At 57.9% G+C, this 18,760-nt stretch carries 16 protein-coding genes; 14 read left to right on the top strand and 2 right to left on the bottom strand.

The annotated features are described in order from the left end of the window. Positions 1-168 precede the first annotated feature (168 nt). Positions 169-1,872, top strand: coding sequence for a lysophospholipid acyltransferase family protein (locus FT726_RS15115; protein WP_021507668.1), 1,704 nt, complete (start codon positions 169-171; stop codon positions 1,870-1,872). A gap of 256 nt (positions 1,873-2,128) precedes the next feature. Continuing rightward, positions 2,129-4,972, top strand: a complete 2,844-nt coding sequence (locus tag FT726_RS15110) for a bifunctional diguanylate cyclase/phosphodiesterase (protein WP_346302985.1) — start codon at positions 2,129-2,131, stop codon at positions 4,970-4,972. 64 nt (positions 4,973-5,036) lie between these two features. On the opposite strand, the gene ftnA is transcribed toward FT726_RS15110, so the two are convergent. Further along, on the bottom strand, positions 5,037-5,543 hold the full coding sequence (gene ftnA / locus FT726_RS15105) for a non-heme ferritin (protein ID WP_058759556.1): 507 nt from the start codon (positions 5,541-5,543) through the stop codon (positions 5,037-5,039). A gap of 457 nt (positions 5,544-6,000) precedes the next feature. Between ftnA and FT726_RS15100 the strand changes: the two genes are divergently transcribed. The 3 genes from FT726_RS15100 to FT726_RS15090 are packed head-to-tail and all read left to right on the top strand — an operon-like array spanning position 6,001 to position 8,246. After that, positions 6,001-6,669, top strand: coding sequence for a nucleoside recognition domain-containing protein (locus FT726_RS15100; protein ID WP_021507665.1), 669 nt, complete (start codon positions 6,001-6,003; stop codon positions 6,667-6,669). Beyond that, positions 6,659-7,132 (top strand): YjiG family protein, encoded by a 474-nt coding sequence (locus FT726_RS15095; RefSeq protein WP_021507664.1) that lies wholly within the window; start codon positions 6,659-6,661, stop codon positions 7,130-7,132. Before FT726_RS15100 ends, FT726_RS15095 begins: the two co-directional genes overlap by 11 nt. 10 nt (positions 7,133-7,142) lie before the next feature. Then, on the top strand, positions 7,143-8,246 hold the full coding sequence (locus FT726_RS15090) for a M20 peptidase aminoacylase family protein (RefSeq protein ID WP_288423150.1): 1,104 nt from the start codon (positions 7,143-7,145) through the stop codon (positions 8,244-8,246). Positions 8,247-8,252: 6 nt separating this feature from the next. Here the strand turns inward: FT726_RS15090 and FT726_RS15085 are convergent, their stop codons facing one another. Then, on the bottom strand, positions 8,253-8,867 hold the full coding sequence (locus FT726_RS15085; RefSeq protein WP_346302984.1) for a hypothetical protein: 615 nt from the start codon (positions 8,865-8,867) through the stop codon (positions 8,253-8,255). Positions 8,868-9,182: 315 nt separating this feature from the next. On the opposite strand from FT726_RS15085, the gene prfC reads away from it, so the two are divergent. The 9 genes from prfC (at position 9,183) to deoD (ending at position 18,579) form a co-directional block, all read left to right on the top strand. Next, on the top strand, positions 9,183-10,772 hold the full coding sequence (gene prfC / locus FT726_RS15080) for a peptide chain release factor 3 (protein ID WP_021507661.1): 1,590 nt from the start codon (positions 9,183-9,185) through the stop codon (positions 10,770-10,772). A 259-nt stretch (positions 10,773-11,031) separates the two neighbouring features. Then, positions 11,032-11,622, top strand: coding sequence for a molecular chaperone OsmY (osmY, locus tag FT726_RS15075; protein WP_021507660.1), 591 nt, complete (start codon positions 11,032-11,034; stop codon positions 11,620-11,622). A gap of 98 nt (positions 11,623-11,720) precedes the next feature. Then, positions 11,721-11,882, top strand: a complete 162-nt coding sequence (locus FT726_RS15070; protein WP_007893192.1) for a DUF1328 domain-containing protein — start codon at positions 11,721-11,723, stop codon at positions 11,880-11,882. A 178-nt stretch (positions 11,883-12,060) separates the two neighbouring features. Then, positions 12,061-13,113, top strand: coding sequence for a patatin family protein (locus tag FT726_RS15065; protein WP_031279725.1), 1,053 nt, complete (start codon positions 12,061-12,063; stop codon positions 13,111-13,113). Continuing rightward, a complete protein-coding gene (locus tag FT726_RS15060; protein ID WP_346302983.1) occupies positions 13,110-13,886 on the top strand; it encodes a TatD family hydrolase in 777 nt (258 codons plus the stop codon). The genes FT726_RS15065 and FT726_RS15060 overlap by 4 nt, the downstream gene beginning before the upstream one ends. A gap of 413 nt (positions 13,887-14,299) precedes the next feature. Next, complete coding sequence (gene deoC, locus FT726_RS15055; RefSeq protein ID WP_288423168.1) at positions 14,300-15,079, top strand: deoxyribose-phosphate aldolase; 780 nt, start codon at positions 14,300-14,302, stop codon at positions 15,077-15,079. Positions 15,080-15,190: 111 nt separating this feature from the next. After that, positions 15,191-16,513, top strand: a complete 1,323-nt coding sequence (deoA, locus tag FT726_RS15050; protein ID WP_346302982.1) for a thymidine phosphorylase — start codon at positions 15,191-15,193, stop codon at positions 16,511-16,513. A gap of 94 nt (positions 16,514-16,607) precedes the next feature. After that, on the top strand, positions 16,608-17,831 hold the full coding sequence (deoB, locus tag FT726_RS15045) for a phosphopentomutase (RefSeq protein WP_021507655.1): 1,224 nt from the start codon (positions 16,608-16,610) through the stop codon (positions 17,829-17,831). 34 nt (positions 17,832-17,865) lie between these two features. Further along, positions 17,866-18,579: a purine-nucleoside phosphorylase gene (deoD, locus tag FT726_RS15040; RefSeq protein WP_021507654.1), complete on the top strand. Its 714-nt coding sequence runs from the start codon at positions 17,866-17,868 to the stop codon at positions 18,577-18,579. Positions 18,580-18,760: the final 181 nt, after the last annotated feature.

The following is an 18,760-nucleotide window of genomic DNA, read 5'->3' as shown; positions in this document are numbered from 1 at the left end:
TTTAAGTCCTGTCTGGAAAATTTTCATTTAAGGTAAATTTGACTTTTTTATGCGCCAGCACAAAGCGCGCCGATACTTTTTCCTGTCCGCATCTGCCGTGGTCATAAATCTGAAAACAAGCCGTTTTAACGTCAGGGGAATAAACCGCTGCGTATAAAAAGGTGCACCATGTTTTCCGTTGATCAGCTTCTCAATACTTACTGGCCAGGCCAGCAGCCAGCGCACTGGCAGAAAAGCCTGCTGAAGTGGGCGGTGCGTGAACAGGAATTTCAGGACTTTGCCCAGCGCTATCCGCATCTGAAAGGGGTGGATATGGTGGAGCAGGTGCTGGAACACCTGGATGTGCGCTGTGAGCTCAGCGAACGCGACCTTGAACAGATCCCGACGCATGGGCCGGTGGTGATCGTCGCCAACCATCCGCTTGGCGCGCTGGACGGCCTGGCGCTGCTGGCGGCGGTATCGCAGGTGCGGCGCGACGTGAAAATCGTTGCCAACCGCATGCTGATGATGCTGGAACCCATCAACAACCTGATGCTGCCGGTGGATAACATGGGCAACCGCACCAGCCGCGAGCAGCTGACGCGCATGCAGCAGCATCTCGACAACCAGGGCGCGCTGATCATCTTCCCGGCCGGTGAAGTCTCGCGCCTGTCCAGCCGCGGCGTACGTGACCGTCACTGGCACCACAGCTTTCTGCGCCTCGCCGCCCGCGCCCGCGCGCCGCTGGTGCCGGTGCACGTAGTCGGACGTAACAGCCTGGCGTTTTACGCCGCGGCGAAGGTGGCGGCACCGCTGGCGCTGCTGATGCTGGTGCGCGAAATGTTCCGCCAGCGCGGCACGCGCATCAAACTGCATATCGGCGAACAGATTCCCTTCGCCAACTGGCACGATGGCCATACGCCGGGCAAAGAGCTGGCGAAGCGGCTGCGCAAGCATCTGTACCGCATCGGTCAGGGACGGCGCGGTCTGTTTCTTACCGAAGCCGCCATCGCCCGCCCGGAAGATCGCGCTGAGCTGAAAAAAGCGTTGCTGGAGAGTGAACGGCTCGGGACGCTGCCGGACGGCAAACAGATTTACCTGTGGCGGCGCAACGGGGCCAGCTGGGTGCCGCTGCTGCGTGAACTGGGCCGGCTGCGCGAAATCGCCTTCCGTGCGGTGGGCGAGGGCAGCGGCAGGCGGCGCGATCTCGACAAGTATGACGATGATTACTATCACCTGATTTTATGGGATGACGAGGCGCTGGAGATTGTCGGGGCCTACCGTTTTATTCCCGGCGCCGAGCAGCTGGCACGGCGCGGGCTGCAGGGCATCTACAGCGACAGCCTGTTCCACTATGACGAGCGCATGCTGCCGATTATTCAGCAGGGGCTGGAACTGGGGCGCAGCTTCATTCAGCCGGCCTACTGGGGCAAGCGCGGGCTGGATTATTTATGGATGGGCATCGGCGCTTACATTGCGCGCTATCCGCAGACGCGCTACCTGTTTGGCCCGGTATCAATCTCCGGCACCATGCCGCTGGCGGCGCGCGATCTGCTGGTGGCGTTTTACCGTCTCTACTTTCCGACCGATCTGCCGCTGGCGAAATCACGCCGCCCTTATCCGGCGTCGCTGCCGGAGGTGCTGGCGCAGTTCACCGGCGATAACTATGCCGACGATTTGCGGCGTCTCAAGCATTTGCTGGCTAATCTCGGTACCGCGATTCCGACGCTGTACAAACAGTATTCGGAAGTGTGCGAGCCGGGCGGCGTGCAGTTTATCGATTTCGGCAGCGATCCGGATTTCAATCACTGTATTGATGGCCTGGTGCTGGTCGATCTGTCACGCGTAAAACCCGCGCGTTATGAACGCTATATCGGCATGCATTTAACCTGAACGCGCCAGATGACGTCAGTTAATGCCACCTGACAGCACGCCGCCGGAAAATCTCCGCGCGGCGTGCTGTCAACTTTGCGCAATAAATCCACTATCCCACTGAACATTTTCTCGCCACTGCCGATAACCACACTACCAACTTTTGTCTGCGGATGATTTGCGCTTGTAAGCGATGCGCTTTTGCGTTTAAGTCTGCCTGAAGATTAAGAATTATCTTAACTGCGCATCGAGACCAGGCCAGCATAGGCGAACAACAATGAACAATAACTCTGACGTAATGTACCGGCTACTGGTGCAGAGCGTGGTGGATTACGCCATCTACATGATCAAGCCGGATGGCACGGTGGCTAACTGGAACACCGGGGCGCAACGCGCCAAAGGCTATACCCCCGAAGAGATCGTCGGGAAGAATTTTGCGCTGTTTTACAGTGAAGAGGATCGGCGCAACGGCGCGCCGCAGCGCGGTCTGGCCATCGCCACCGCCACCGGGCGCTATGAAACCGAAGGCTGGCGCTATCGCAAGGACGGCAGCGCCTTCTGGGCGCACGTGGTGATTGACGCCATCCGCGATGAGTACGGCGAACTGCTGGGCTTTGCCAAAATCACCCGCGACTGCACCGAACAGCAGGCGCAGCAGCGTAAACAACAGGAACAGGAGCAGCGTTTCCGTTTATTGGTTGAAGGCGTAACGGACTACGCCATCTACATGCTCGACCTTGACGGCAATGTCGAAAACTGGAACGCCGGCGCGCAGCGCGCCAAAGGCTACGTGGCCGAAGAGATTGTCGGTCAGCACTTCTCGCGCTTCTACAGCGCACAGGATCGCCTGAACCATATCCCGGAACGCAACCTGACCACCGCGTTTAAAACCGGTCGCTTTGAAGATGAAGGCTGGCGCTATCGCAAAGATGGCAGCGCCTTCTGGGCGCACGTGATCATCGATGCGATTCGCGATGACGCCGGCAAACTGATCGGCTATGCCAAAATCACCCGCGACTGCACCGAACAGCAGGCGCTGCTGCGCAAGCAGCGTGAATACGAGAAAACCTTCCGCCTGTTAGTTGAAGGCGTGACGGATTACGCCATCTACATGCTGGATTTACAGGGCCGGGTGGTGAACTGGAACGCCGGCGCGCAGCGCGCCAAAGGCTATATGGCTGACGAGATCGTGGGCCAGCACTTCTCCGTGTTCTACGGCTCACCGGAACGTCAGGCGCGTACGCCGGATGCCAATCTGGGCATCGCGCTGAAAACCGGTCGCTTTGAGGACGAGGGCTGGCGCTACCGCAAAGACGGCTCCGCCTTCTGGGCGCATGTGGTGATTGACGCGATTCATGATGAAGAGGGCAAAATGATCGGCTTCGCCAAGATCACCCGCGACGTCACCGAGCGGCGTGAGCACGAGCAGCAGCTGCTGCGTGCGCGCGATCTGGCGCAGGCGCAGAGCGCCAAAATGTCGGAGCTTTCCGGCTTCCTCGACACCATCATCAGCAACATTCCCTCCTGCGTGATCGTCGAAGACGCCATCAGCCGCGAAATCCTGATGGTCAATGACAAAGCCGAGCAGCTGTTTGGCTTCAGTAAGTCGCTGATTATGCATAAGCGGCCACACGAATGTATGTCGGCGGAACTGAGTGATTACTTCAACAGCCTGGCGGATATCGCGCTGCGCAGCGAGGGCATCCACGCGCGCGAGCAGCTGTTACTGACCGCTGGCGGTGAGCGGGTGCTGCACACGCGCGCCACCACCATCAGCGGCAAAGACATGCGGCAGAATTACGTGATGCTGATTGTGGAAGACGTCACCGATCAGCGCGAAGCCGATGCGCGCATTCGTCACATGGCGCATCACGATAATCTTACCAGCCTGCCGAACCGCATCCTGTTTCGCCAGAAGCTGAGCGAGGCGCTGCGTGTCGATCAGCAGCAGGGCCAGACCAGCGCCACGCTGTGCCTCGATCTGGATAACTTCAAGAACGTGAACGATGCGCTGGGGCATCAAATCGGTGACGATCTGCTGCGGGTGGTGGCGAAGCGGCTGCGCAGCGTACTGCGCGATCAGGACACGCTGGCGCGCATCGGCGGCGATGAGTTTGCCATCGTGCTGCCCAACGTGCGGAATGCCGATGAGGCTGCGATTGTGGCGCAGCGCCTGATCGAGGCGATCCGCCCGCCGGTGAATGTTGAAGGCCACAACCTGTCGGTCGGGCTGAGCGTCGGCATCGCGCTGACTTCGCAGGCCACCAATACGCCGGAACACATGCTGCGCTGCGCCGACATGGCGCTGTATGAAGCCAAGCGTAACGGCCGTAACCGCTATGAGCACTTTACGCTGGAGATGGATAATGTGGCGCGCAGCCGCCGGGTGATCGAGAACGATCTGCGCGAGGCGATCACCGGACGGCAGCTCAAGCTCTACTATCAGCCGATCACCAACGAGACCGGCATCATTGGCTATGAGGCGCTGATGCGCTGGCATCATCCGATCAAAGGGTTGATCATGCCGAATGACTTCATTCCGATTGCCGAAGAGACCGGGCTGATCCATATGCTCGGCGCCTATGCGCTGTACGAAGCCTGCCGCGAGGCGCAGAGCTGGGAAACCGAACAGTCGGTGTCGGTCAACCTGTCGCCGCTGCAGTTTAAGAACAGCTCGCTGGTATCTGTGGTGGAGGGCGCGCTGCGCGAATCCGGCCTGGCGCCGCATCGGCTGGAGGTGGAGATCACCGAATCGGTGCTGCTGGATGATACGCTCGGCAATATCCGTACGCTGCAGAGCCTGAAAACGCTGGGCGTGCAGATTGCGCTCGACGACTTCGGCACCGGCTACTCGTCGCTCAGCTATCTGCGTTCGTTCCCGTTCGATAAGATCAAAATCGACAAGTCATTTATCAATGATATGGGCGACAGCCGCGAGGCGCTGGCGATCATCCGCGCGATTACCGGCATGAGCCGCAGCCTGGATATTCAGATCACCGCAGAGGGCGTGGAGAGTAATGAGCAGTTTGTCCGCCTGCGCGAAGAGGGCTGTACGCTGTTCCAGGGCTACCTGTTTGGCCGGCCACAGCCGTCGGAGCTTAGGCTAAAAGCGCTGGAGTAAGCACAAAAAAACGCCCGACAGAGTCGGGCGTTGTGCATGCTGCTGTGCATAATCTTTATTATTTTTACTGGCCGTGGCCTTCGACGTTCATGCGGCCCAGATCTTTGTCCACCAGGAACAGACCTTCGCCTTTGTTGCCCACCAGCGCCAGCTTGTCCAGCACGGTTTTGAACAGCTTCTCTTCTTCGTGCTGCTCGGCAACGTACCACTGCAGGAAGTTAAAGGTGGAGTAATCCTGCGAAGTCAGCGCGGCGTGCACCAGCTCGTTAATTTTGCTGGTGATCAGCTGCTCGTGCTTCAGTGCTTCTTCCAGTACGTCATTCAGCGAGGTCCAGCTCACCGCCGGCGCGGCGATGCTGCCCAGCACCGGCAGTGAACCGGCATCGCTGACGTAGTCAAACAGCTTCTGCATATGCTGCATCTCTTCGCGCGAGTGCATTTTCAGGAACGAGGCGGCACCTTCGAAGCCTTTGTCGCTGCACCAGGCACTCATCTGCAGATAGAGGTTGGCGGAGAAGAATTCGAGATTGAGCTGGTCGTTCAGGCGTGAGGTCATTTCAGCGGTTAACATGGCTGAGTCCTTTTTAATTTGTCAGGTGAAGTACGGCGAATTATGCATCAATCTATACTTTTTTGTGAAGGTTTTTTCGTAAAAAAGTTGAATTTATCTTATTGATTATAAATGGAATTATTCCGCTAGTTGAATGCGAAGAATTCTCAACTTTGACTAATTTTCATTCACAGTCCGCAGCACTGTTTTAGTGCAGCTGCGTTGCCTGCTGGCGGTGCAGCGTACAACTGCACCGATCACTTCTTCGCCAGTCAACCCGCCGATAAAATAAGCACTGGCGCGACCAGCAATAAAGCTGGCACGGCGATATAAACGCTTATTCCGGCTGCTGCTTGTTACTGAACAAAATTAGCCATAGCGAAATTAAAGAAAGTGCGCGTTGGCATAAATCCTGCTTGGTAAATAGTTCCGTATATTGCAACCACGTCTGGCAGAAATAGGGCCAGCAGGAGAAAAGATGTCTGAAGAAAAAATCATGGCCGCGCCACAAACGGTCACGGCAAGCGCCGGAAATTATCTCGCGCTGATACTGGCAATACTGTTTTTTTCCGGTTTGCTTTATAAGGTCGAAGGCTTTAGCTGGCTGGGCGCGTTTGATTTCACCACGCTGGGCGGCAGCTTTGGCACCATCAAAGAATCAGGTTCCACCTTTCTCGGCGCCGGCGGCATCAGCGCTAAAGCCGGCTTCCTGTTCGCGCTGTCGCTGGCACCCACTGTGATGCTGGCGCTGGGCGTGCTGGAGATTTTCACCCACTACGGCGCGATTCGTGCCGCCCACACGCTGCTGACGCCACTGCTGAAACCGCTGATGGGGTTGCCGGGACGCTGCGGCCTGGCGCTGATTACCGATCTGCAAAGTACCGATGCCGGCGCGGCGCTCACCAAAGAGATGGCGGATCAGCAGCAAATTGGTAAAAAAGAGCTGGTGGTGATGAGCGCCTGGCAATATTCCGGTGCCGGACTGATCAATAATTATTTTGCCATTGGCTCGGCGCTATTTGCGTCCATGAGTGCACCAATCATTATTCCGCTGCTGCTGATGTTTGTGCTGAAATTCGTCGGTGCGGCATTTGTCCGTTTTGTGTTAAACAGTGTTTATAAGAAGGATTTTGCTGATGTCAAATAACGTACAGACGCGGGTCAATAATAATCCGTTTGATATTTTTATTGTCGGCGCGCGTAAAGGCTTCCATATTGCTATTCACAATCTGATGCCCAATGTGGTGATGGCCTACGTACTGGCGGAAGTGCTGAATCTGCTCGGCATCATGCAGTTTCTTGGCCACGCGTTTGCGCCGCTGATGGGAATTTTCGGTTTGCCCGGCGAGGCGATCACCGTGCTGCTGACTGCGTGGCTGTCATCCTCGGCCAGCGTCGGGGTGGCGGTGAGCCTGATGGCCAAAGGTCTGCTGAGCGGTACCGACATCACTATCCTCGCGCCGGCGATTTTTCTCATGGGTTCGCAGTTGCAGTACATGGGCCGCCTGCTGGGTGTCGCCGATGTGCCAAAAAAATACTGGCCGCTGCTGATGCTCACCAGCATTATCAATGCGGTTATCGCAATGTTCGTGATGCGTTTTTTTGTTTAGGAGCGAAACGGTGTCCAGAGTTCTCGATCACTACCATTTTCTGCATGAAATCCCCGAGCTGGGGTTTCAGGAAGTTAAAACTTCGGCCTACATCGCCGGCCAGCTGGAACAGGCTGGCATTAAGGTCACGCGCGGCATCAACCAGACCACCGGCATCGTGGCGGAGATCGACAGCGGCGTGCCGGGCCCGGTGCTGGCATTGCGCGCCGACATGGATGCGCTCGGGCATGTGATCGACGGCGTTGCCTGCGCCCGCCATACCTGCGGCCATGACGGCCACTCGTCGGTGGTGCTGACCGCCGCGCAGGAGTTGCTGCAGGAAGGCGCTATTAAAAAAGGGCGGCTGAAGCTGCTGTTCCAGCCGGCTGAAGAGCTGGGGGCCGGCGCGCTGGCGATGATTGAGGGCGGCGCGCTGGATGACGTGGAGATGATCCTCGGCTTCCATTTGCGCCCGCTGGAGGAGTGCCAGGTCGGGCAGGCGACGCCTGCGGTGATCTATTCAGCGTGCAGCACGCTGGAGGCCACCATTAAAGGTGTCCCGGCCCATGCCGCGCGACCGCATCTTGGCGTCAACGCGCTTGATGCGGCAGTCCAGGCGGTGCAGGCGGTGAATAGCATTCATCTGGCACCGGGCCTCACCTGGAGCGTAAAAGCGACGCGCTTCCTGTGCGACGCCGGCGTGACCAACTCGGTGCCGGACGAGGCGCGCGTGGTGTGGGATCTGCGTTCGCAGGAGAACGCGCCGATGGAACTGCTTAAAGAGAAAGTCAGCCAGGCGATTCAGCACAGCGTGGCCGCGCTGGGCGCAACCGCTGAAGTGGTGGTGCTGAAAGAGATGCCGGCGGCGGAAATTGATGCCGATGCCACCGCGCTGCTGAGCGCCGCGATTGTCGATGTGCTCGGCGAGCAGGGATTACTGGCGGCGAAAACCACGCCGGGCAGCGAGGATTTCTTCTACTATCCGGTGAAAAATCCGCAGGTGAAAGCCGGTTTCTGGGGGCTGGGAACCAATCTGGTGCCGGGACTGCATCACCCGCAGATGCGCTTTGAGCTGAATTCGCTGGAGATCGGTGTGAAAATCTTCAAGGCGGCAGTGGTGCGCATGCTGGGGTAACGCGCCTCAGCGCGCGCCCACGCCCACGGTCTGATTCCACACCATCTCATCGAGCAAAATCGAGCTGTGCTGGCTGGTCTCAATCACCAGTGAGACCGGCTTCATGCCAGCGAAGCAGAATACTTCGTGGCGCTTTTTGCTGGCGTTCAGGCGACGAAACGCCACGATGCGTCCGGCACGGTTGTAGAAGCGCACTTCGCTAAAGTAGGTGTTGAGACCGATGTAGCTCAGCACCAAATCGTGTAGCGGCGGCAGATCAAACTTCACCAGCGTCTGCCGCTCAATCACCAGCGCGCACTTGTCGCTGTCGGCGTGATACGGTGCTAACGACACCGCGCCCCGGCGGGCAGTGACCGACAGCGCGGCGTCCAGCATGTACGGATACTCCGGGACAAAATGCTGACCGGCAGAAAAACCGGGACGCGGCGTGAGCAGATAATGCAGGTGCGCCGGCAGGCTGCTGCGGGAAAAATCAGCGCGACCGATGGCTGGCACGGCGGCGTTATCCGGCGCGTTGATCAGCAGCATCTCGCCGGGTTTGCGGTACATCTGCGCGGGCGACGACAGGGCGGCGTTTCGGTGCGACGGGCTGTAGGTATGTGGGTTAAGCTGTAGAGTCATTTTGCTGTCCTTGCCGGGGTGACGGTTCCGGAGAGGCATTCTCAGCCAGACATCGCTTAGTGTTTACAAGACATGTCCTGAACTGCGCGAGCATCGTCTCATCCTGCCGCAGATTCCCCCGCCTGCTGAAATATTGTATGCTATGCCGCCTCAATGCTGATGGGATAACCGGACTGCCGCCAATGTAGATCGCACACACCCTGCTGTGACCCGACGCGCATGCGTCGCCGTTGGCACCGTTATCCGCCGGACTGGCTCCGGAATGATTTATTCGCAGCGCGCCGCTCGCGCGTTGCCCTGAAGAAGAATTCACTCATGTCTATTGCTCCCTTTTTAGAAGAAGTGGCGCGCCGTCGTACCTTTGCGATCATCTCGCACCCGGACGCCGGTAAAACCACAATCACCGAAAAAGTCCTGCTGTTCGGACAGGCGATCCAGACCGCCGGTACCGTTAAAGGTCGCGGCTCCAGCCAGCATGCCAAATCAGACTGGATGGAGATGGAGAAGCAGCGCGGTATCTCCATCACCACCTCGGTGATGCAGTTCCCGTATCGCGACAGCCTGGTTAACCTGCTGGATACCCCCGGGCACGAAGACTTCTCGGAAGATACCTACCGTACGCTGACGGCGGTGGATTGCTGCCTGATGGTGATCGACGCCGCGAAAGGGGTTGAGGATCGTACCCGCAAGCTGATGGAAGTGACCCGTCTGCGCGACACGCCGATCATCACCTTTATGAACAAACTGGACCGCGACATTCGCGATCCGATGGAACTGCTGGATGAGGTTGAGAGCGAGCTGAAAATCGCCTGTGCGCCGATCACCTGGCCGATTGGCTGCGGCAAGCTGTTCAAAGGCGTGTATCACCTCTACAACGACGAAACTTACCTGTATCAGAGCGGCAAAGGCCACACGATTCAGGAAGTGCGCGTGGTAAAAGGGCTGGCGAACCCGGAACTGGACGCGGCCGTCGGCGAAGAGCTGGCGCAGCAGCTGCGCGACGAGCTGGAGCTGGTGCAGGGTGCATCGCACGAGTTCGACAAAGAGCTGTTCCTGAGCGGCGAAATTACGCCGGTGTTCTTTGGTACCGCGCTGGGCAACTTTGGTGTCGATCACATGCTGGATGGTCTGGTTGCCTGGGCGCCGGCGCCCATGCCGCGCCAGACTGATACCCGCAAAGTCGAAGCCAAAGAGGAGAAGTTCAGCGGCTTCGTGTTTAAGATTCAGGCCAACATGGACCCGAAACACCGTGACCGCGTGGCCTTTATGCGCGTGGTGTCCGGCAAATATGAGAAGGGCATGAAACTGCGTCAGGTGCGCACCGGTAAAGATGTGGTGATCTCCGATGCGCTGACCTTCATGGCGGGCGACCGTTCGCACGTTGAAGAAGCTTATCCGGGCGATATCATCGGCCTGCATAACCACGGCACCATCCAGATTGGCGACACCTTCACCCAGGGCGAAACCATGAAGTTCACCGGTATTCCGAACTTCGCCCCGGAACTGTTCCGTCGCATTCGCCTGCGCGATCCGCTGAAGCAGAAACAGCTGCTGAAAGGGCTGGTCCAGCTGTCGGAAGAGGGCGCCGTGCAGGTGTTCCGTCCGGTGCACAACAACGATCTGATCGTGGGTGCGGTGGGCGTGCTGCAGTTTGATGTGGTCGTGGCGCGTCTCAAGAGCGAGTACAACGTTGAGGCGATTTACGAGGCCATCAACGTGTCGACTGCCCGCTGGGTTGAATGCAGCGATGCGAAGAAGTTCGACGATTTCCAGCGCAAAAACGAGATCAACCTGGCGCTCGATGGCGGTGACAACCTCACCTATATCGCCCCGACCATGGTCAACCTCAACATCACGCAGGAGCGCTATCCTGACGTGACCTTCCGTAAAACGCGCGAACACTAAGTTCGCCGTCTTCACCGGGCTGCTGCTTTCTGCCGCCCGGTTTTCTCCGATACAGACTCCTCTTAATTGCGCTGCGGTTATCGCTTTTTGGCGAGATATCAACCACAAAAGCCAGCAAAAGCTGTAATCCCTACTATGATTATTCTGTCGGACGAGAAAACGGACCTGTGGGTCTGATTACGTCCATCACGCAGCAACGTGGTGTGTTGCTGGCGCATTCGCGGTTGCGAGTGGGTTAACTGATTGAAGGATGATATCGATGAATAAGACTAAGATTGCTAAAACCCTGATTGCTGCACTGGCCGGTACTGCGCTGTTAAGCGGCGCGGCAATGGCGGCTGATACCAGCAGCAGCGCGGGTTCCAAAATCGATAGTTCTATGAAAAAAGTCGATGGCTTTATGGATGACAGCGGCATCACCGCCAAAGCCAAAGCCGCGCTGGTGGACGATGAAGCGATTAAAAGTACGGATATCTCCGTCAAAACGCAGCAAGGTGTCGTGACGCTGAGCGGTTTTGTCACCTCGCAGGACCAGGCCGAGAAGGCTGTGGCGCTGGTGCAGAAGGTGGAAGGGGTTAAATCCGTCAGCGACAAACTACACGTCAGAGACAGCAAACAGAGTTCATTGAAAGGTTATGCAGGTGATGCAGCAACCACCAGTGAAATAAAAGCTAAACTTTTAGCAGATGACATTGTGCCATCGCGCAACGTGAAGGTGGAAACCACCGATGGCGTGGTACAGCTGTCCGGGGAAGTGGCGAATCAGGCCCAGTCCGATCGGGCTGAGAAGATCGCCAAAGCCATTGAAGGCGTGAAAAGCGTGAAGAATGACCTCAAGGTGAAATCTTAACGCAACCGGAACGGCATCACCAACGGTGCCGTTCCGTATTAAAAACAGTGATGTGAAGAATAAGCAGTTCGATTTTCACTATGGTAAAGGAGAGGCTTATGTTTCGTTGGGGTATTATCTTTCTGGTCATCGCTCTGATTGCTGCAGCATTAGGTTTTGGCGGTCTGGCGGGTACGGCAGCATGGGCAGCTAAAATTGTCTTTATTGTCGGTATTATTCTGTTCCTCGTGAGCCTGTTTACCGGGCGCAAACGACCCTGACCCACTGCGTTAACCATGTTAACCCGCTAGTCACATAAAGCGGAGGCCAGTCATTGCCACCATTGAAGGTGCGCCGCGACGATTGCAGGATGCGGTTGGTCAGGGAACGACAATGACTGGTTCTCCGGGATGCTGATTAAGCGCCTCCCTCAGAGCAGCAAACACTGAGGGACATCCATTGGGAATACGCATCCCGGTGTCGCTGGACACCTTTGAGCCACTGGCACTCACGCCATTCAAATCCAAAAAGATCGCACTGGTCTGCGAAGGCGGCGGGCAACGCGGCATCTTCACGGCGGGCGTACTGGATGAATTTCAGCGCGCAGGCTTTAACCCCTTTCAGTTAATGCTCGGCACGTCGGCCGGTGCACAAAACCTCTCAGCTTTTGTCTGTGCTCAGCCCGGTTATGCGCGGCGCGTGATTACCCGTTACACCACCAGTAAACTGTTTTTCGATCCGCTGCGTTTTGTACGCGGTGGCCACCTGATCGATCTTGACTGGTTAGTGGATATCACTAAACAGGAGTTCCCGCTGGCGCTGAGCAGCGCCGAAAGCCTGTTTGCCAAAGGCAGCGAATTTTACATGTGCGCCTGCCGCAGCGATGATTACAGCGCGCAGTATTTCAATCCCACCAACCTGACCTGGCATGACATCATTAAGGCTTCCAGCGCGATCCCCGGTTTCTACCGCAGCGGCGTGCTGATGGATGGCGTGAGCTATCTCGACGGCGGCATCAGCGACGCCATTCCGGTGCGCGAAGCGGCGCGGCGTGGCGCCGATACCATTGTGGTGATCCGTACCGTGCCGTCACAGATGGCGTATACGCCGAAGTGGTTTAAACGCATGGAGCGCTGGCTGAGCGACAGCGCCCTGCAGCCGATGATCAATATCCTGCATCAGCACGAAGAGAGCTACCGCCAGATTCAGCAGTTTATTGAACAGCCGCCGGATAATCTGCGCATCATTGAAATCTTTCCGCCCAAGCCGCTGGCCAGCATGGCGCTGGGCAGTCGTCTGGCGTCACTGAATCAGGATTATCATCTGGGCCGCCGCAGCGGGCGCTATTTCCTGGCGACGCTGGGCCAGTGGCTGAGCGATGCTGAACCGCTGGCGCGACCGATTGCCGTGACGCCGCCTGCCGCCGTCGCCAACGCGCCGGATAACCGGCCGGTCAGCACGCCGCCGCTGGCGGGCAATGACGCCGACTACGATGCAGGATCGCTGGCATGAGATTTATCGACACCCACTGCCACTTTGATTTTCCGCCATTTGTCACCGCTGCCGAACACAGTATCGCGCAGGCGGCGCAGGCGGGTGTGGAACGCATCATCGTGCCGTGCGTGGATGCCAGCCGTTTTGCCGTGGTGAGCCAGCTGGCACAGCAGCATCCGGCGCTGTATAGCGCGCTCGGGCTGCACCCGATCAATATTGCACAACATCAGGATGACGATCTCGATCGCCTTGAGCAGCACCTGCAAACGCCGGATGTAAAACGCGTGGCGATCGGGGAGATCGGGCTGGATCTGTATATGGAAGCGCCGGATTTTGCGCGGCAAACCCGGCTGCTGGAGGCGCAGCTGAAGCTGGCAAAGCGCTATGATTTGCCGGTGATCCTGCATTCGCGACGTACGCACGATCAGCTGGCGCAGTATCTGCGCCGTCACGACGTGCCGCGACGCGGCGTGGTGCACGGCTTTGCCGGCAGCCAGCAGCAGGCGGAGCGTTTCATCGCCCTTGGCTACGCGATTGGTGTCGGCGGCACTATCACTTATGCGCGCGCCAGCAAAACCCGCCACACCATCGCCAGCCTGCCATTGCAGGCGCTGCTGCTGGAAACCGATGCGCCGGATATGCCGCTGCACGGTTTTCAGGGCCAGCCAAATCGCCCGGAGCGCGCGCGTAATGTGTTCGAAGTATTGTGCCAGCTGCGCCCGGAACCGCCCGATGAGATCGCCGACGCGCTGTGGCACAACAGCCTGCGTTTGTTCGCGCTGCCGGATTGAGTATTGATCCTGCGCCTGCCGCCCCTTCACTTCATCTAATAGCGCCGTCACGGTTAATCGCCGTTGCAGTTTTGCCAGCGGCACAATTTATTGCGCGATGAATCGCGTCGCTGCAACGCCTCTGCCACTTCTGATGATGTGCTGACAACTCCCGCTCTGTCGCAAATTAACTACGCTTTAACGATATCCGATACCTTTTTGCGGCAACATTTGTGATAATAATCACAATCGCATCATGCCGCGCTGTTCGGCAAAATAGCGATTTAATGTGATTAAAATCGCTAAATGCATGTATATCAGAGCGCGGTTTCCTTTTCCTTGTGACAAACCTCGCAATTCCACGCGGCGTGGGTTGTTATAATTATCACATTCTCCGGTGAGCAGATTTCACCGGCCTGACTTTGGAGAGCACCATGACCGATCTGAACGCGGCCGCGCAGCGCGCGCTGCAACTGATGGACCTGACCACCCTGAATGAAGACGACACCGATGAAAAAGTGATCGCGCTGTGCCATCAGGCGAAATCACCGGCCGGTAACACGGCGGCGATCTGTATCTATCCGCGCTTTATCCCGATTGCACGTAAAACGCTGCGCGAGCAGGGCACGCCGGAACTCCGCATCGCGACCGTCACTAACTTCCCGCACGGTAACGACGACATCGACATCGCGCTGGCGGAAACCCGTGCGGCAATCGCCTATGGCGCGGATGAAGTTGACGTGGTGTTCCCGTACCGTGCGCTGATTGCCGGTAATCGTGACGTCGGCTTTGCGCTGGTAAAAGCCTGTAAAGAGGCCTGCGCGGCGGCGAACGTGCTGCTGAAAGTGATCATTGAAACCGGCGAGCTGAAAGAGGAGGCGCTGATTCGTGCAGCGTCCGAAATCGCGATCGATGCCGGTGCGGATTTCATCAAAACCTCTACCGGTAAAGTGCCGGTCAACGCCACGCCAGAGGTAGCGGCGATCATGATGCAGGTAATCCGTGACAAAGGCGTGCAGCAGCAGGTGGGCTTCAAACCGGCTGGCGGCGTGCGCACGGCGGAAGATGCCGCTATCTACCTGCAGCTGGCCGACGACATCCTCGGCAGCGGCTGGGCGGATGCGCGTCATTTCCGCTTCGGCGCTTCCAGCCTGTTAGCCAGCCTGCTGAATACCCTGGGTCACGCTACGGCGACCAGCAAAGCCGGTTATTGATCCACGCGGTCGCCACAATGGCGGCCCACGATGTTACTGCCGTCAGGTGCGCATTGCTGCGCAGCTGGCGGCTGTCATTCAGCGATACATCGCTTTTCCGGGGAGGCAACCTTGTTCCTGCCACAAGAAATTATTCGTAAAAAACGCGACGGCCAGCCGCTGAGCGAAGCGGAAATCCGCTTTTTCATCAATGGTGTGCGTGATAACAGCGTGTCTGAAGGGCAAATCGCCGCGCTGGCGATGACGATTTATTTTCACGACATGAGCCTGGAAGAGCGCGTGGCGCTGACCATGGCGATGCGCGATTCCGGCACGGTACTCAACTGGCAGGCGCTGAATCTCAATGGACCGATTGTTGATAAACACTCGACCGGCGGCGTGGGCGATGTCACTTCGCTGATGCTGGGTCCGATGGTGGCGGCCTGCGGCGGCTACGTGCCAATGATTTCCGGGCGCGGCCTCGGTCACACCGGCGGCACGCTGGATAAGCTGGAAGCCATTCCCGGCTTCGATATCTTCCCCAGCGACGATCGCTTCCGCCAGATCATCAAACAGGTCGGCGTTGCCATTATCGGTCAGACTAATTCGCTGGCGCCGGCGGACAAGCGGTTCTACGCCACGCGCGATATCACCGCTACCGTGGATTCTATTCCGCTGATCACCGCCTCGATCCTCGCCAAAAAATTAGCCGAAGGATTAGACGCGCTGGTGATGGATGTCAAAGTCGGATCCGGGGCGTTTATGCCAACCTTTGAGGCCTCGCAGCAGCTGGCGCAGGCGATTGTCGGCGTCGCCAACGGCGCGGGATGCAAAACCACCGCGCTGCTCACCGACATGAACCAGGTGCTGGCGTCGAGCGCCGGTAATGCGCTGGAAGTGCGCGAAGCGGTGCATTTCCTCACCGGCGAGGCGCGCAATCCGCGGCTGCTGGAGGTCACGCTGGCGCTGTGCGCTGAGATGCTGATCTCCGGCAAACTGGCGGCGAACGAAGCCGAAGCGCGGCAAAAACTGCAGCAGGTGCTGGATAACGGTAAAGCGGCTGAGGTGTTTGCCCGCATGGTGGCGGCGCAGAACGGCCCGACGGATTTCATCGAGCAGATGGACCGCTACCTGCCGGCACCGATGCTGAGCAAAGCGGTGTACGCCGATCGTCCCGGCATCGTCAGCACCATGGACACGCGGGCGCTGGGCATGGCGGTGGTGGCGCTGGGCGGTGGCCGTCAGCGCGCCAGCGACAGCATTGATTACAGCGTGGGCCTCAGCGACATGATCACGCTGGGCAGTGAAGTCAATGCGCAGCAGCCGCTGGCGGTGATTCATGCCGCGTCGGAAGCACAGTGGCAGCAGGCCGCTGCGGCAGTGAAAGCGGCGATAACGCTCAGCGACCACGCTCCGGAGGCCATGCCGGTGGTGTATCGCCGCATCAGCGAATAGTGGCGTAACTGCGTGCCAGGCAGCGGCCGTTCGGGTATACTGATCTGATCGCTTTTTTTTGACTTGTCATCGCGCTATGGCGCAGGAGACTTGCATGAAACGTGCTTTTATTATGGTTCTCGACTCCTTCGGGATTGGTTCCAGCAAAGACGCCGATAAATTCGGTGATGAAGGATCGGATACGCTCGGCCATATCGCCGAAGCGTGCTTTGAAGGCCGCGCCAATGAAGGCCGCGAAGGTCCGCTGCATCTGCCCAACATGACCGCGCTCGGCCTTGGCAAAGCGGCGGAACTCTCTACCGGCCGCTTCCCGCCGGGACTGGATCCGCAGGCGGAAATTATCGGCGCTTACGCCTATGCCAGCGAACTCTCTTCGGGCAAAGATACGCCGTCCGGCCACTGGGAAATCGCCGGGGTGCCGGTGCTGTTTGACTGGGGCTACTTCAGCGACAAAGAGAACAGCTTCCCGCAGGAGCTGCTGGATACGCTGGTAAAACGCGCCGATCTGCCGGGCTATCTTGGCAACTGCCACTCCTCCGGCACGGTAATTCTCGACCAGCTGGGCGAGGAGCATATGAAAAGCGGCAAGCCGATTTTCTACACCTCGGCAGATTCGGTGTTCCAGATTGCCTGTCATGAAGAGACCTTTGGCCTCGATCGCCTGTACGCGCTGTGTGAAATTGCGCGTGAAGAGCTGACCAACGGCGGCTATAACATTGGCCGCGTAATCGCGCGTCCGTTTGTCGGCGATAAAGCCGGTAACTTCCAGCGCACCGGTAACCGTCACGATCTGGCGGTCGAACCACCGGCACCGACCATGCTGAAAAAGCTGGTGGATGAGAAGGGCGGCGAAGTGATTTCAGTGGGTAAAATCGCTGATATCTACGCGGAGCAGGGCATCACGCAAAAAGTTAAAGCCACCGGTCTGGATGCGCTGTTTGACGCCACCATTGAGCAGATGAAGAAGGCGCCGGACAACTCGATAGTGTTCACCAACTTCGTCGATTTTGACTCGACCTGGGGCCATCGCCGCGATATCGCCGGTTATGCCGGTGGGCTGGAGCTGTTTGACCGTCGTCTGCCGGAGCTGATGGCGCTGGTGAAAGAGGGCGATATCCTGATCCTCACCGCTGACCACGGCTGCGATCCGAGCTGGCATGGCACCGAGCACACGCGCGAGCACATCCCGATTCTGATCTACGGTCCAGAAGTAAAACCGGGCTCGCTGGGTTACCGCGATACCTTCGCCGATATCGGCCAGACCATCGCCAGCTATTTTGGCCTGTCCAGCATGGACTACGGCAAAAGCTTGCTGTAAAACAGCCACCACTTTTTGATAAGGAAGAACAACAATGGCAACTCCTCATATTAATGCCGAAATGGGCGATTTCGCGGACGTGGTGCTGATGCCAGGCGATCCGCTGCGTGCAAAACACATTGCCGAGACTTTCCTCGACGATGTGGTCGAAGTGAACAACGTGCGCGGCATGCTGGGCTTCACCGGGACTTACAAAGGCCGCAAAATCTCCGTGATGGGCCACGGTATGGGTATTCCATCCTGCTCGATCTACACCAAAGAGCTGATCACCGATTTCGGCGTGAAGAAGATCATTCGTGTGGGTTCCTGCGGTGCAGTGCGTGCAGACGTGAAACTGCGTGATGTGGTGATTGGTATGGGTGCCTGCACCGACTCAAAAGTTAACCGCATGCGTTTCAAGGATCACGATTTTGCCGCCATCGCGGATTTCGATATGGTGCGTAACGCGGTTGACGCGGCTAAAGCGCTGGGCGTGGACGCGCGCGTCGGTAACATCTTCTCCGCTGATTTGTTCTATACGCCGGACCCGCAGATGTTCGACGTGATGGAGAAGTACGGCATCCTCGGTGTGGAGATGGAAGCGGCCGGCATCTATGGTGTGGCGGCAGAGTTTGGTGCCAAAGCGCTGACCATCTGTACCGTGTCGGATCATATCCGTACGCACGAGCAAACCACCGCGGCAGAGCGTCAGACGACGTTCAACGATATGATTAAGATCGCGCTGGAGTCGGTGCTGCTGGGGGATTGATTTTCCTGGGTTTTTCTTCGCCCTCACCCTAACCCTCTCCCGCCCGCGGGAGAGGGGACTGATCGAGCAACGTTTATTAGCCGGTCAACGCCCTGTCCCGCATTCCTGACGCAGCCGCTCCACCGTAAACATCTGACACACTTTTACCCAGGCTTGTGCATCTTCCTGCTGGCTCTGCGGC

Source organism: Pantoea sp. Morm, from assembly GCF_016643525.1.
Classification (GTDB): domain Bacteria; phylum Pseudomonadota; class Gammaproteobacteria; order Enterobacterales; family Enterobacteriaceae; genus Pantoea; species Pantoea dispersa.
This window is presented reverse-complemented; position numbering and strand designations above follow the sequence as displayed.